The following is a 14,308-nucleotide window of genomic DNA, read 5'->3' on the forward strand; positions in this document are numbered from 1 at the left end:
CCGCTACAGCGTAGTGCATGGCCTTGCATTCGCAGCGCCGGGGGTGGTGCTCCCCCGGCGCCACCGTGGATCAGGCGAGGAAGGAGTAGAGAATCGCCGACAGGGTGATCAGGCCGATCAGCACCACGAACACATTGGACAGCTTGCCCGAGTATTTACGCAGCGACGGCACCTTGTGCACGGCGCACATCGGCATCAGGAACAGCAGGCAGGCAATGATCGGCCCGCCAAGGTTCTCGATCATGCCGAGGATGCTCGGGTTGAGGGTGGCCACCGCCCAGCAGGCCAGCACCATGAACAAGGCGGTCATTTGCTCCAGGCGTTTGGCCGACAGTTGCTTGCCACGGCTGCGCAGGCTCTTGATGATCAGGCCCTGGAACCCTTCGCTGGCACCGATGTAGTGCCCCAGGAACGACTTGGTGATGGCGACCAGGGCAATCAGCGGCGCGACAAAGGCAATCACCGGCGTCTGGAAGTGGTTGGCCAGGTACGACAGGATCGAGATGTTCTGTTGCTTGGCGGCGGCCAGGTCGGCCGGGCTCAGGGCGAGTACGCAGCTGAAGCAGAAGAACATTACCGTCAGCACCATCATCACGTGGGCACTGGCGAGGATCTTGCCGCTCTTGGCATCGGCCTGCTCGCCGTAGCGATGCTTCTGGTCAACGGCAAAGGCCGAGATGATCGGCGAGTGATTGAAGGAAAACACCATCACCGGAATCGCCAGCCACAGGGTCTTGAAGAACAGGTCCAGGGGCATGCCTTCGCTGGCCTGGGCGAAGAAGGCGCCGTTCCAGTTCGGGATCAGGCTCAGGGCCAGCAACAGCAACGCGGCGACGAAGGGATAGACCAGCAGGCTCATGACCTTGACGATGATGCCCTGGCCGCTGCGCACCACGATCATCAGGCCGCAGATCAGCAGCAAGGCCAGCACCGCCCGGGGTGGCGGGGCCATGTGCAACTGGTGCTCCATGAAGCTGCTCAGGGTGTTGGTCAGCGCCACGCTGTACACCAGCAGGATCGGGAAGATGGCGAAGAAGTAGAGCAGCGTGATCAGCTTGCCGGCACCGACGCCAAAGTGCTCCTCGACCACTTCGGTAATGTCTTCACTGGCGCCGCGCTTGCCCGAGAGCACGAAGCGGGTCAAGCCACGGTGCGCATAAAAGGTCATCGGGAAGGCCAGCAGCGCCAGCACCAGCAGCGGCCAGAAGCCCCCTACCCCGGCGTTGATCGGCAGGAACAGGGTACCGGCACCAATGGCGGTGCCGTACAGGCCCAGCACCCAGGTGGTGTCATGGCGGTTCCAGGCGTTGCTGCGTACCGGCGCAGCCGTTTGCGCACCCGTCAGGGTGGTGGTGTTTACATCAGTCATCGATATTGCCTTGTAGTTGTTTTTGTTGCGTATGAATAACTAGCTGTGTAGGAGCGGGCTTGCCCCGCGATAGCGGTGTATCTGCCCAATCGCTATCGCGGGGCAAGCCCGCTCCTACGGGTTCAGCACTCGACGAAGGCTACCGCCAGGCCGCCGCGAGAGGTTTCCTTGTAGTTGGCGTGCATGTCGGCACCGGTGTCGCGCATGGTGCGGATGACCCGGTCCAGCGAGATGAAGTGTTCACCATCACCGCGCAAGGCCATCTGCACGGCGTTGATGGCCTTGACCGCAGCAATGGCGTTGCGCTCGATGCAGGGCACCTGGACCAGCCCGCCGACCGGGTCGCAGGTCAGGCCCAGGTTGTGTTCAAGGGCGATTTCAGCGGCGTTTTCCACTTGCATGGGGGTTGCGCCCAGCACGTCGGCCAGCCCCGCCGCGGCCATGGCGCAGGCAGACCCCACCTCGCCCTGGCAGCCCACTTCGGCACCCGAGATCGACGCGTTCTTCTTGCACAGGATGCCCACGGCTGCGGCGCTGAGCAGGAAGTCGACGACGTCGTTGTCGCAGGCATCGGGGTTGAACTTCATGTAGTAGTGCAGCACGGCGGGGATGATGCCCGCGGCGCCGTTGGTGGGCGCAGTCACCATGCGCCCGCCCGCGGCGTTCTCTTCGTTGACCGCCAGCGCAAACAGATTGACCCACTCCATGGCGCTCAGGGTCGAGCCGATCACGTTGGGCTTGCCCAACTCCTGCAAGCTGCGGTGCAACTTGGCGGCGCGGCGCTTGACGTTCAGCCCGCCCGGCAGGATGCCTTCGTTGCGCAAGCCGTTGTCGACACACTCGCGCATGGCCGCCCAGAGCTTGAGCAGGCCGCCGCGCACTTCAGCCTCCGGACGCCAGGCCCGCTCGTTGGCCATCATCAGCTCGCTGACCCGCAGCCCGTGCTGCTTGCACAGCGCCAGCAGCTGGGCGGCGCTGTCGAAGTCGTACGGCAACTGCACCTGCGCGGCACTTTCATCCGCCTGGCCGATCTGCGCGGCCTCGACGATAAACCCGCCGCCCACCGAGTAGTAGGTCTGCTGCAGCAAGCAGCCGTGGTCGCTGCTGGCTTCCAGGGTCATGGCATTGGGGTGGTACGGCAGGCTTTCGTCCAGCAACAGCAGGTCACGGCTGCATGCGAAGGCAATCGCGTGGCGGCCGTCGAGCAACAGCGTCTGGCTGGCGTGCAACTGGGCAATGCGCGGTTCGATGCTCTGTGGGTCGATCTGGTCGGGCCACTGGCCCATCAGCCCCAACAGGCAAGCGCGGTCAGTGGCATGCCCCACGCCGGTGGCCGACAGCGAGCCGTACAGGCGAACCTCCACCCGGCTCACCTGCTCCAGAACACCCTGCTCGCGCAGGGCCTGGGCAAAGGTGGCAGCCGCCCGCATCGGGCCAACGGTATGGGAGCTGGAGGGCCCGATGCCAATTTTGAAAAGGTCGAAAACACTGATAGCCATGCTAATGCCTGCACGCTAAAGCGACGACTGTCACTCTGCGGCGTTGTGAAAAAATTGATGGGTGTCGCGAAGTTGCGCGATACTGCCCGGTCACCGTGGCATTGACCAACGAATCTTTCTAAGCAAGCCTTTAGCAGTACTAAACGATGAGACGACAGATGAATGGCCAGATGTACGTCTGGCTCCACGTGTTTTCCTGTGCGGCGCGGCACCTGTCGTTCACCCGCTGCGCCGAAGAACTGCACATCACCCCCGGTGCGGTGAGCCAACAAATCCGACAATTGGAAGAGCGCCTGGGCTTTCGCCTGTTCTTGCGCCGCGCCCGTGGCGTGGAGCTGACGGCCGAAGGCCAGCGTCTGGCGCAGACCGTCAGCGAAGCCTACGGCAGCATCGATACCGAGCTGCGCCGCCTGGATGCCGGCGAGATTCGCGGCACGCTGCGCCTGCGCTCGATCCCTTCCTTCCTGGCCAAGTGGCTGACCCCGCGCCTGCCGCGCCTGCAGCAACGCTACCCGGACATTCAACTGCGCCTGGTGGCCGAAGACAGCAGCCAGGCCCTGCACGAAGGCGACTTCGACCTGGCCATCGACCTCAATGACGGCAGCTACCCGGGCATGCACTCGACGCCGCTGCTCGACGAACAGATCTTCCCGGTCTGCTCCCCGGCCCTGCTTCGCGGCCGCCCGCCGCTGCACGGCCCGGCGGACCTTGCCTACTACCCCTTGCTGCACGACATCACCGCCTGGCGCGGCAGTTCCGAGTACGCGGAATGGGAGTTCTACTTGCAGGGAATCGGCGCCGGCGGCCTGGATGTGCGCCGCGGCCATACCTTCAATCGCAACCACTTGACCATCGAGGCGGCCATTGCCGGGATTGGCGTGGCGATTGCCCGGCGCACCCTGCTCAACGACGAGCTCGAGCGCGGCGCGCTGATCGTGCCGTTCGGCTCGGCCATCGCCAACCACAAGCGCTATGTACTGCACTACCCGCCCGGCGGCCTGGCGCGTCCGGGGGTGCGGGCGGTGCACGACTGGCTGGTGGAAGAGGCAGGCAGCTTCCGCACCCTGCACACGCCGGCGTAAGGCTCAAATCAGGTTCATCACGGATTGTCGGGAAAGTTTGGCTTGGGTGGGGGTGGCGGTGGCGGTGGCGGTGGCGGTGGCGGTGGCGGTGGCGGTGGCGGTGGCGGTGGCGGTGGCGGTGGTGAGCTTATCCATTTTGTGTGGTGGGGCCACTGGCCCCTTCCGCCCTTACGGCGGCTTACTTTTTTTCAGTCGAAAAAAAAAGTAAGCAAAAAATTCTCGCCCCACCAGGGGCCCTGCGCTTCGCTCCGGGTCCCCTCGCTACGGTGTCGTTACGGGGCATTGCGAGCTACGAGTTTGCAAGCAACTCTACGCTTCGCAACTTCATTCGCCGAAGGCGCTGCGCGCTAGCCCCTTCACGACACCTACGCTCGGCCCTTCTGGTTAACGGGGCGGGTGGATCAAGATCAAGAGCACAATTCGCTGCGCTCTTGCTTTTGGACCCCGGTGAATCAGTAGGCACCGCTTTTTTGCTTTTGATCTTTTGCTTTTGATCTTTTGCTTTTGATCTTGCTTTTGATCTACCTGCCCCGTTAACCAGAAGGGCCGAGCGGAGGTGTTGCGAAGGGGTGAGTGCGAAGCACCTTCGGCGTTAGCCGAAGTCGCGAGACGTAGACTTGGCGAAGCAAGTCGTAGGCCGCGATACCCCGTAGCGGCACCGGAGAGAGGGGACCCGAGCGAAGAGGGGACCCGTAGCGAAGCGTAGGGCCCCTGGTGGGGCCAGAATTTTTTGCTTACTTTTTTTTTCGACTGAAAAAAAGTAAGGCGCCGTAAGGGCGCAAAGGTGACTCGGCGCCGCCTTGGCAAACGGATAAGCCCGCAGCACTAAAAGCCACAAAGCCACAAGCCACAAAGCCACAAAGAACATCAAACCCGTAAATCCGTGAAGAACCTCAAATCAGCCGTTCGCGCTCCACCTGGGCCGTGCGCAACCATTGATCGAACTGCTGCGCCGGCATGGGCCGGCCGATCAGGTAGCCCTGCCCCTGGTCGCAGCCGGCGTTGCGCAAGAACTCGTATTGCTGGCGGGTTTCAATGCCTTCGGCCGTGATGCGAAACCCCAGGGCGTGCCCCAGGTCGATGATCGCCCGGGTGATCGCCACGTCATCGTCATCGCCCGGCAGGTCCTTGATGAAAGCGCGATCGATCTTCAAGTGGTCGATCGGCAGCATCTTCAGGTACGCCAGCGACGAGTAGCCGGTGCCGAAGTCGTCCACCGCCGTGGCCACGCCCAACTGCTGCAACTGCGCCAGTACCGCACAGGCATGTTGCTGGCTTTCCATCAGCAGGCTTTCGGTGATCTCCACTTCGAGCATGCTCGGTTGCAGATCGAAGCGCTGCAAGGCCTGGGTCAGGCTGGCGACATAATCGCTGCGCTCGATCTGCAGGGCCGCGACGTTGATCGCCACCGGGCCAGGCAGGCAGTCGGCACTGCGCCAGGCCGCCAGCTGCGCGCACACCAGCTCCAGCACCCGCTCGCCCAAGGGGATGATCAGCCCGCTGCGCTCGGCCAGGGGAATGAACTCGGCCGGCGACACCAGCCCGTGTTCGGGGTCATGCCAGCGCAGCAGTGCCTCGGCGCCCTCGACACGGCCGCTGAACAGATCGACCTTGGGCTGGTACCACAGCTCGAATTCGTTGTGCTGCAAGGCACGCCGCAGGGCGCGCTCCAGGCACAGTTGCTGCTGCAGGCGCAGGGTCATGTCGGGGTGATAGCGGCGCCAGGCATTGCGGCCGCTTTCCTTGGCGGCGTACATCGCCGTGTCGGCATGGCGCAGCAGTTCATCGTCGCTGTGCCCGTGAACCGGGTACCAGGCCAAACCAATGCTGCCGGTGACCAGGGCCGTGTTGCCGTTGAGCTCGAAGGGCTGTTGCAGGGTCTGCAGCACGGCCCGCACCCGGGCCACGCAGGACGCCTCGCTGCCGGCCAGAAAGAAGGCGAACTCATCGCCGCCCAGGCGGCACACGCAATCCCCCGGGTCGATCATCTGCGCAAAGCGTGCCGTCGCCTGCTGCAACAGCAGATCGCCCATGTGATGGCCGAGGCTGTCGTTCACCTGCTTGAAGCCATCAATGTCCAGCAACAGCACGGCCAGCGACTCGGTCTCGACGAGGGCGCTGCACAAGCGCTGCTGGAACAGCAGTCGATTGGGCAAGCCGGTGATGGCGTCATAGTGCGCCAGCCGCTCAAGTTGCGCCTGGGACTGCTTGAGCTCGCGATTGCGCACATTGATCAGGTGGTTGCTGCGGTTGAGCTGGGCGACGAACAGGCTGAACAGCCCGGTGCAGGTCAAGGCGAACAGGAACAGCGGCGATGCGAACAGGCTCATCGACGGCCAGCCACCCAAGGGGCTGGCCGCCAACTGCCAGAGCCCGCCGGGCACATCGACATTGACGGTGACCGGATGGCGCTCGAACAACAGCGGATCACCCCAGATCATCCCGCCCACGGCACCCTGGCCGTCGGCACCGCGCAGGGCCAGCTCGAAGCCCGGGTCCAGGTCCAGCCCCGCGGCGCTCAGCAGGCGGTCTATATCGGCAACGATGGAGACATTGCCCCAGTACAGCTTCACGCCTTTATGGCCCTTGAGAAACACCGGTCGCCGGTAGATCAGCCCGCGCCCGCCCTGGTACAGCTGCAACGGCCCGGCCAGCACCGGGCTGTAGTGCTCTCGCGCCCGCTGCAACAGCGGGTATTGCTCCGGCAGGTGACGGTAGTCGACACCGACGAGGCTCTGGTTGCCGCGCAGCGGGTAGACATCGGCCACCACATCGCCCGGCGCGATGGAGATATGGCGAATGTGCGGGACCGAGGCGATGGCCTGGCGGGCCATGTCGTGAAAGTGCTCGGGGGTGATCTGCCCGTCCGCGCTGATCAGTTGGGCGATGCCTTCGGTCTCGCCAAACGCCGAACGCAACTGGGCCTCCAGGGCCGCACGCACGCCTGACAGGCGGGCACCGGCGTTGGCGATCACTTCACTTTCCTGGCGCTGCACATCCAGGCGCCCGAGCGCCACCGACAAACCGATGCCAATCAGGGCAAAACCGATCGGCAGCAGCCGATTGAAGGTGGACCGCAGACGCCTGGGCAGGACCAGACTGTCATCTAGTGCAAGGATTCTTGTGCTCATAGGTCCGTTATTTGCGCAGGCTTTACGCTTTATCGGCGCACCGGACGCAATATTGAGCGAGGCTGGCTTTTTTTAGCGCGCTGGCGTTATGCTCGAACTGAAACGTTTCACCCAACCTAGAAAAAGAGGTGCTGCGCCCATGGACCGTCTGCTCGATTCGCTGTTTCCCACTGCCAACGAGATCCCCGAGGCGTACCGCCTGGGCGAGCCGCTGGAGCAAACGGAGTACCTGGTCAACGGCCAGTTGCAGCGCTGGGACGGGCCCCTGGCCACGGTGCGCAGCCCGGTCTGGCTCAAGCAAGGCAACGAGGAAACCCAAGTGATCCTCGGCAAAACGCCGCTGCTCGATGCCGACACCGCCCTCACCGCCCTGGACGCCGCCGTGCACGCCTACGACAAGGGCCGCGGCGCCTGGCCGACGATGCGCGTTGCCGAGCGTATCCAACACGTCGAAACCTTCCTGGCCAGGATGCGTGAACAACGTAGCGCCGTGGTCAAGCTGCTGATGTGGGAGATCGGCAAGAACCTCAAGGATTCGGAAAAGGAATTCGACCGTACCTGCGACTACATCGTCGACACCATCGGCGCGCTCAAGGAACTGGACCGGCGCTCCAGCCGCTTTGAACTGGAGCAGGACACCCTCGGCCAGATTCGCCGCGCGCCCCTGGGTGTGGCGCTGTGCATGGGCCCCTACAACTACCCGCTCAACGAGACCTTCACCACCCTGATCCCGGCGCTGATCATGGGCAACACCGTGGTGTTCAAACCGGCCAAGTTCGGCGTGCTGCTGATTCGCCCATTGCTCGAAGCGTTCCGCGACAGCTTCCCGGCGGGCGTGATCAACGTCATCTATGGCCGCGGCCGCGAAACCGTCAGTGCGCTGATGGCCAGCGGCAAGATTGATGTGTTCGCCTTCATCGGTACCAACAAGGCCGCCAGCGACCTGAAAAAGCTTCACCCGCGCCCGCACCGCCTGCGCGCGGCGCTGGGCCTGGACGCCAAGAACCCGGGGATCGTATTGCCCGAGGTCGACCTGGATAACGCCGTCAACGAAGCGGTCACGGGGGCGCTGTCGTTCAACGGCCAGCGTTGCACGGCGCTGAAGATCCTGTTCGTGCACGAGGCGGTGGTCGACCGCTTTCTCGACAAGTTCCAGCGCAAGCTGGCTGCCCTCAAGCCCGGCATGCCGTGGGAGCCGGGCGTGAGCCTGACGCCGCTGCCCGAGGCCGGCAAGATCGACTACCTCAATGGCCTGGTGGCCGATGCCCTCGACAAAGGCGCCCGGGTCATCAACGAAGGCGGCGGTGTCAGCCGTGGTTCGTTCTTCTACCCGGCACTGCTGTACCCGGTGAATGCGCGGATGCGCGTGTACCAGGAAGAGCAATTCGGCCCGGTGGTGCCGGTGGTGCCTTACCGCGACCTGCAAACGGTGATCGACTACGTGCTCGACTCGGATTTCGGCCAGCAACTGAGCATCTTCGGCACCAACCCGGCCGAGGTCGGGCGCCTGGTCGACACCTTCGCCAACCAGGTCGGGCGTATCAACCTCAACGCCCAGTGCCAGCGTGGTCCGGACACCTACCCGTTCAACGGGCGCAAGAACTCCGCCGAAGGCACCCTCTCGGTTCACGATGCGCTGCGGGTGTTCTCGATCCGCACCCTGGTGGCCACCAAGTTCCAGGAGAGCAACAAGCAACTGATCAGCGACATCATCCGCAACCGCGATTCGAGCTTCCTGACCACCGACTACATTTTCTAGTTGCCGTCCGTCCAGCGCCGAGGGTTTTGATTTGCCGAATAGCCGAAACTGTACAAACATACAGTTTCGCGCCATTCACCCACGGCGCTTTAAGGAGGATCCATAAAATGGCCGTCAAACCAATCCCCGAAGGACAACACAGCATCACCCCCTACCTCGGCATCAAGGATGCCGCCAAAGCCATCGACTTCTACAAGGCCGCCTTCGGTGCGGTCGAAATGTTTCGCCTCGACGCGCCCGACGGGCGTGTAGGCCATGCGGAGCTGAAGATCGGCGACTCCTCGATCATGCTTGCCGACCCTTGCGATCAGGCCGGCGGGCTGACCAGCAGCCAGTCGCTGGGCGGCGCCGCCATTGGCCTGCACCTGTATGTCGAGGATGTCGATGCCCGCTATGCCCAGGCGCTCAAGGCCGGGGCCACCCAGGTCAGTGCCGTGCAAGACCAGTTCTACGGCGACCGCAGCGGCACCCTGAAAGATCCGTTCGGCAACCTCTGGTTCATCTCCACCCACAAGGAAGACCTCTCGGTGGAAGAAATCCGCGCCCGCGCCGCAAAACTGTTCGGCGGGCAGTAACCGCGAAAGCCCGGCAGGCGAATGGTCGCCAGCCGGGCTTTGCATTAAGGTGGCAGGCACAGGAAGGCTGGCCAGGATTGTCCATGAGAATCATCGAGAAGAACGCCGCGCTGGTGCGCACCCTCACCCCCGCCGAAGACGAACTGCTGCGTGGATTTGCGCAGGGCAGCCTGGAAGGCCCGCGCCTGTTGCAAGCCAATCAACTGCTGCTGAAGATCCGCGCCGCCGGGCACTGGCTGGCGTGTGATTGCCTGCCACGGGCAATGCCGGTGCTCAACGTCAACCTCAACAGCCACACCGGCACGCTGTTCCTCAAGAACAATCCCGGTACCGCCGAGCATGACCCCGACTGCGCCTTCATCAAGGATGAGCGCGAGGCCGGCCGTGCCGAGGAAAACGACAGCGTGCCCGCCGCCTGGCTCGCGCCCGACACGCCATTGCGCCTACTGGGTGACTTTCCCCGTGCCAGCACTTCTGCGGGCCAGCAGGAGGGCAGCAGCGGTGAGAAGCGCGAGCAGCAGCGCCTGCTGTCGCTGCTCTTGACCCTGATCGAGGCCAGCGGCCTGAATGTCTACGCCACCCACCTGAAAAAGGACCTCACCGGCCAGTTCGCCGAACTGCGCAACGTGGCCAGCCGCTACCCGCTGATCGAACGGGTTCCGGCCAGCAACTACCTGGAAACCCGCCTGGACATGAAGCACATGATGATGCTCAAGGCCCGGCTGCGTGACTCCAGCGCCTTTGGCAACCATCGCCGCTACGGCCTGATGCTCGACTGCGTCAACCAGATCAAGACCCGCAAGGTGTTCAACGAGCGCAGCGAAGACGGCTTCGATTTCCAGGGCCATCACCTGCTCTGGGGTGGCAGCAAGACCCCGGGGCCGTTGCTGGCCCTGGCGATCTACTCCCCCGCCACCGCCGGCAGCCACTTCTATGAACTGATCCATGTCGCCAGCGTGCCGGTGCTGTCGCGCGGTCAGTTTTTCCCGGTGTATCGCGATGAGGAACGCGAGCCGCTGAAGATGCTCGTCTCATTGATCGACTGGATGGCCAGCAAGGGCGTGCGGGTGATCATGCGCCGCCCGGTGATCGGCAGCCAGGGCATGGATACCCTGGTGCTAAGTGCCGACCAGGACCGGGTGCTGTCGATATCACTGACCGAGCAGCCGCTGGGGCCGGAGCCCGAAGCCGAGACGTTCAAGCGCTATGCCGACTTCAAGAGCCTGGATACCTTCCGCAAGTATGTCGCGGGGTTCTTCATGCGCGGGCGTGAGTAGCACCGCTGGTCGTCTGCATCGCACCCGGGGTGAGCGCGACGGCCCAATGTCTGGACAGCTCATGAAAAGGAGTTTGGCCATGACCCGCACCACACTTGCCGCCCTGATCTTCAGCGCCTTGCTCGGCGCCCAGGCCTTTGCCGGCAGCACAGGCCCCACCAACCCCAACCCCGACACGGCCCCGGCGACACCGGCGCTGCCGGGGGTCAACACCGGTACCAACCCCACCGATACCCCGCTGCCCAACGGCACCGACCCCCGCACCCAGGGCAACGACAACGGCCGTCAGGGTGGCGTCGAAACCGACGGCACCCGGCGTGAGCCCAGTGATGGGACAGGGTCAGAGAAAGACGATCAAAGCACCGGCAGCTACTAGACGTAGGAGCGGGCTTGCCCCGCGATGGCGATGTGACTGGCAGATCGCAATCGCGGGGCAAGCCCGCTCCTACCACTGGCGTTTGTCTGGGCGGGTCAAGCCGAGTTTCTCGATACGGTAGCGCAGCATGTCCCGGCTCAAGCCCAGCAACCGTGCCGACTTGGTGACGTTCCAGTCGGTACGGTCGAGCATCTTGCGGACCATGTCGCGCTCCACCTCCGGCAAGCTGGTGGTGCCCGGTATTTCTGCGCTGCCTTGCAGTTCATGAACGTTGACAGGCGCCATCGGCAGATCCAGTGGTTCGTCTACCAGGCTCATGCACACATTGAGCTGATGCGGGGCGATCTCCTCGTCCGGTGCAAGCAGCACGGTCTGTTCGAGCATGTTGCGCAGCTCACGCACGTTGCCCGGCCAGCTGTAGTTGAGCATCAACTCCTCGGCCTCGGGGCTGAAGTACAGGTGCGTCTTGCCATAGCGCTTGCCGTGCAGGGCCAGGAAGTGCCGGGCCAGCAGCAGGATGTCTTCGCCCCGGGCGTAGAGCCTGGGCACCTTGATCGAGATGATGCGCAGGCGGAAGAACAGGTCGCGACGAAACTTGCCCTGCTGCACCATTTGCTCAAGGTTGCAGTTGGTCGCGCTGATGATGCGCAGATCGACCTTGCGCTCCTTGACCGCACCGATACGGCGGATGGTGCGGTCTTCCAGCAATTTGAGCAGCTTGGCCTGCAACACCAGGTCCATTTCGCCAATTTCGTCCAGGAACAGGGTGCCGCCATCGGCCGCTTCCACCAGGCCAACCCGACGGTCCTTGGCATCGGTGAATGCGCCCTTTTCATGGCCGAACAGTTCCGCCTCCAGAAGGTTGGCGGGAATGGATGCGCAGTTGAACTCGATAAACGGCCCTTTGCTGCGAGCGCCGTCAAAATGCAGGGCACGGGCCACCAGTTCCTTGCCGGTACCGGTTTCGCCTTCCACCAGCACCGGCGGCAGGTCACCGCTGGCCATGCGCCGTTCGGCGTCGAGCAATTGCGTGAGGGTGTGCTTGAGCCCGAGCATGGCCGGCGATTCGCCGATCAATGCCTGGCCGCCGGATTTCTGCGCCTCGCGCTCCTGGTAGAACGACAGCGTGCGCTCCATGCGCTCGGCCGCCAGGGCCTTGTCGAGCATCAGCTTGAGCTCTGCCAGCACCACCGGTTTGGTCAGGTAATGGAACGCACCCTCTTTCATCGCCAGCACGGCATCCTCGACGTTGCCGTAGCCGGTCATCATGATCACCTTGAGCTCCGGCGCCCGTACCGTCAGCGCTTTGAGCAACTCATGGCCGCTCATCCCAGGCAGCGAGTTATCGGTCAGGACTGCATCTGGCTGGCACTGTTGCAACTGCTCCAGCGCCTGCTCGGCGCTGTGGCAAACGGTGACCTCAAAGCCTTTACGCTCCAGATAGGTCTGGATGTTCTCAGCGAGGATTTCATCATCCTCAACTACCAGGATGCTGTGCTCCATGGTCCCCTCCCGACGCAACATTAAAGATCAGGCATACGCGGGTTCCTTCCTCCTCGCGGCTGCTCAAGGTAATCGAGCCGCCAAATCGTTCCATGATGCGCTTGACCAACACCAAGCCGACCCCGAGGCCGCCCTGCTTGGTGGTAAAAAACGGCTTGAAGACCATGCGCTCCTGCTGCTGGCTCATGCCTTTGCCAGTATCACTCAAGGTTAGCTGGACCTTGCGTTCACTGGCGAGCTCAACGACCTCCAGGGTCAGTTGCCCGCCGCCGGGCATGGCCTCCAGGGCGTTGGAAAACAGGCTGTTGAGGATCTGGGTGAGCAACACCGGCTGGCTGACCACCTGTGCCGAGGGCGGCAGGCTGACCTGCAGTTGTACCTTGTTGCGCTCGATCTGCTGGGTGAAAGCATTGCAGGTGTCTTCGACGGCAGCCACCAGCTCGACCGCTTCGGCATCATCCTTCAGCGGCCGCAACGACACCAGTAGCTCGCGCACCCAGCGTGACATACGGTCGACCTGGCTGATGATGTCGCCAATGTTCTTCTGCGACTGGCTGCTGGCAATCTCCTGGGCGAGCTCGGCGCTGGAGCGAATGGTGGCCAGGGGATTGCGCAGGCTGTGGGCGACGGCCGAGGACATTTCGCCCAGGGCGACGAAGGTTTCGCTGGCCACAAGTTGCCGTTGCTGGGTCTGCAGCATGCTGGCGGCGCGGCGCACGATCCAGAACAGGCCGAAGTAGATCAGCGCACCGCCGAGCAGGGTCGAGGTCCAGATCAGCACATAGCCACGCTGGATTCGCCGCACCAGGTCCTGGGGCTCCTTGTACACCTCGACCATCGACAGCACCTTGGTGCCACTGTCGTCGAACATGGGGATGTAGTTTTCGATGAACAGGTACTCGGGCTCGCGCAGGAACTTCTGTTCCTCGCGGTCCTCATGGGCCTTGTGATAGCTGGCCGACACCGGCATCTGGGAATTGAACGACTCGTCGAGGTCATGATCGGCGTCGATCTTCTTGCCGATCAGTTGCGGGTTGGTGGACCAGACGATGGTCCGGTCCAGGGCATAGACATTGCTCAGCAAGGTGTCGGGCAGGTGCTCGACATGATCGAGAAACTCGCTGCGGGTCGCTGCGGCCAGGTCGGCACTGACGTGAGCATGCTGGCCATCCAGGCGCGGGTCGAGCAGCTCGGCCATGGTGGTGCCGGGGGGAATGCGCGAATGCCGCACTTCAGCCTGGGCCATGGCCTGGATGAACTGCGCGGTGAGCATGGCATCGCGCTCGACGCTGTCGTTGACGACGAAGCGCGTCGAGACATAGCCAAGGCCGATCGCCACCGAGGCGATGATCAACAGACTGACCACGGAAAACCAGCGCAGCAGATTGAACTCGCGCCAGTTGCGGTCGGGTATTGATTGCGTGACGCGGCCCTCATCGGCCAGTTTCTTGTTCAGCACCTGCATCGGGTTTTCCTGGCGGGCTGTATTTTCTTAAAACTTATAGCTCAGACAGGTCCTGAAGTTTTACAACAAATTTAATGGCCCTTCGACCAGTGATAGTATTTTGCCTTTACTGGACTTCAAACACCCCGGCCGCCGGGCCTCGCACCTGCTCCAGTGCCCCCTGGCGCGTGGTCATGATCTCTCAACCAGTTTGATGGCCAGGCAATGTCGAACTGCAATTACTCGGCCAAACGCTTCAAGACATGCATGTACTTTCAATGACTTATGCGCAC

General features: G+C 63.1%; 11 protein-coding genes. 5 read left to right on the top strand and 6 right to left on the bottom strand.

Going from position 1 to position 14,308, the window contains the following annotated elements:
• Positions 1–70 precede the first annotated feature (70 nt).
• Together U9R80_RS15470 and U9R80_RS15475 are read right to left on the bottom strand one after the other, a co-directional pair.
• Positions 71–1,369, bottom strand: a complete 1,299-nt coding sequence (locus U9R80_RS15470) for a serine/threonine transporter (protein ID WP_301842399.1) — start codon at positions 1,367–1,369, stop codon at positions 71–73.
• Between the two features lie 122 nt (positions 1,370–1,491).
• Positions 1,492–2,868 (bottom strand): L-serine ammonia-lyase, encoded by a 1,377-nt coding sequence (locus tag U9R80_RS15475; RefSeq protein WP_301842397.1) that lies wholly within the window; start codon positions 2,866–2,868, stop codon positions 1,492–1,494.
• Positions 2,869–3,014: 146 nt separating this feature from the next.
• Between U9R80_RS15475 and U9R80_RS15480 the strand changes: the two genes are divergently transcribed.
• Entirely contained in the window at positions 3,015–3,950 is a 936-nt protein-coding gene (locus tag U9R80_RS15480) for a LysR substrate-binding domain-containing protein (RefSeq protein ID WP_301842396.1), read from the top strand.
• Between the two features lie 3 nt (positions 3,951–3,953).
• On the opposite strand, the gene U9R80_RS15485 is transcribed toward U9R80_RS15480, so the two are convergent.
• Together U9R80_RS15485 and U9R80_RS15490 are read right to left on the bottom strand one after the other, a co-directional pair.
• The gene (locus U9R80_RS15485; RefSeq protein ID WP_301842395.1) at positions 3,954–4,085 is read right to left on the bottom strand and encodes a hypothetical protein; all 132 of its coding nucleotides are present in this window, start codon (positions 4,083–4,085) and stop codon (positions 3,954–3,956) included.
• Positions 4,086–4,843: 758 nt separating this feature from the next.
• Positions 4,844–7,081: a putative bifunctional diguanylate cyclase/phosphodiesterase gene (locus tag U9R80_RS15490; RefSeq protein WP_301843389.1), complete on the bottom strand. Its 2,238-nt coding sequence runs from the start codon at positions 7,079–7,081 to the stop codon at positions 4,844–4,846.
• A gap of 139 nt (positions 7,082–7,220) precedes the next feature.
• Between U9R80_RS15490 and U9R80_RS15495 the strand changes: the two genes are divergently transcribed.
• From U9R80_RS15495 to U9R80_RS15510, 4 genes are all read left to right on the top strand, one after another.
• On the top strand, positions 7,221–8,840 hold the full coding sequence (locus U9R80_RS15495) for an NADP-dependent glyceraldehyde-3-phosphate dehydrogenase (RefSeq protein ID WP_301843390.1): 1,620 nt from the start codon (positions 7,221–7,223) through the stop codon (positions 8,838–8,840).
• Positions 8,841–8,947: 107 nt separating this feature from the next.
• Complete coding sequence (locus U9R80_RS15500) at positions 8,948–9,415, top strand: VOC family protein (protein WP_301843391.1); 468 nt, start codon at positions 8,948–8,950, stop codon at positions 9,413–9,415.
• 83 nt (positions 9,416–9,498) lie between these two features.
• Complete coding sequence (locus tag U9R80_RS15505; protein WP_301843392.1) at positions 9,499–10,692, top strand: hypothetical protein; 1,194 nt, start codon at positions 9,499–9,501, stop codon at positions 10,690–10,692.
• Positions 10,693–10,771: 79 nt separating this feature from the next.
• On the top strand, positions 10,772–11,068 hold the full coding sequence (locus U9R80_RS15510; protein WP_301843393.1) for a hypothetical protein: 297 nt from the start codon (positions 10,772–10,774) through the stop codon (positions 11,066–11,068).
• Between the two features lie 69 nt (positions 11,069–11,137).
• Here U9R80_RS15510 and U9R80_RS15515 read toward each other — a convergent pair whose 3' ends face one another.
• Both U9R80_RS15515 and U9R80_RS15520 read right to left on the bottom strand, forming a co-directional pair.
• The gene (locus U9R80_RS15515) at positions 11,138–12,571 is read right to left on the bottom strand and encodes a sigma-54-dependent transcriptional regulator (RefSeq protein WP_301843394.1); all 1,434 of its coding nucleotides are present in this window, start codon (positions 12,569–12,571) and stop codon (positions 11,138–11,140) included.
• The gene (locus U9R80_RS15520; RefSeq protein ID WP_301843395.1) at positions 12,546–14,036 is read right to left on the bottom strand and encodes a sensor histidine kinase; all 1,491 of its coding nucleotides are present in this window, start codon (positions 14,034–14,036) and stop codon (positions 12,546–12,548) included. Before U9R80_RS15520 ends, U9R80_RS15515 begins: the two co-directional genes overlap by 26 nt.
• Positions 14,037–14,308 lie beyond the last annotated feature (272 nt).

It is taken from the genome of Pseudomonas sp. JQ170C, assembly GCF_035581345.1.
Classification (GTDB): Bacteria; Pseudomonadota; Gammaproteobacteria; order Pseudomonadales; family Pseudomonadaceae; genus Aquipseudomonas.

Coding starts and splice junctions, on each gene's coding strand:
- U9R80_RS15470 (WP_301842399.1), bottom strand. CDS start 1,369: ATGACTGATGTAAACACCACCACCCTGACGGGTGCGCAAACGGCTGCG.
- U9R80_RS15490 (WP_301843389.1), bottom strand. CDS start 7,081: ATGAGCACAAGAATCCTTGCACTAGATGACAGTCTGGTCCTGCCCAGG.
- U9R80_RS15480 (WP_301842396.1), top strand. CDS start 3,015: ATGAGACGACAGATGAATGGCCAGATGTACGTCTGGCTCCACGTGTTT.
- U9R80_RS15510 (WP_301843393.1), top strand. CDS start 10,772: ATGACCCGCACCACACTTGCCGCCCTGATCTTCAGCGCCTTGCTCGGC.
- U9R80_RS15520 (WP_301843395.1), bottom strand. CDS start 14,036: ATGCAGGTGCTGAACAAGAAACTGGCCGATGAGGGCCGCGTCACGCAA.
- U9R80_RS15515 (WP_301843394.1), bottom strand. CDS start 12,571: ATGGAGCACAGCATCCTGGTAGTTGAGGATGATGAAATCCTCGCTGAG.
- U9R80_RS15505 (WP_301843392.1), top strand. CDS start 9,499: ATGAGAATCATCGAGAAGAACGCCGCGCTGGTGCGCACCCTCACCCCC.
- U9R80_RS15475 (WP_301842397.1), bottom strand. CDS start 2,868: ATGGCTATCAGTGTTTTCGACCTTTTCAAAATTGGCATCGGGCCCTCC.
- U9R80_RS15500 (WP_301843391.1), top strand. CDS start 8,948: ATGGCCGTCAAACCAATCCCCGAAGGACAACACAGCATCACCCCCTAC.
- U9R80_RS15485 (WP_301842395.1), bottom strand. CDS start 4,085: ATGGATAAGCTCACCACCGCCACCGCCACCGCCACCGCCACCGCCACC.
- U9R80_RS15495 (WP_301843390.1), top strand. CDS start 7,221: ATGGACCGTCTGCTCGATTCGCTGTTTCCCACTGCCAACGAGATCCCC.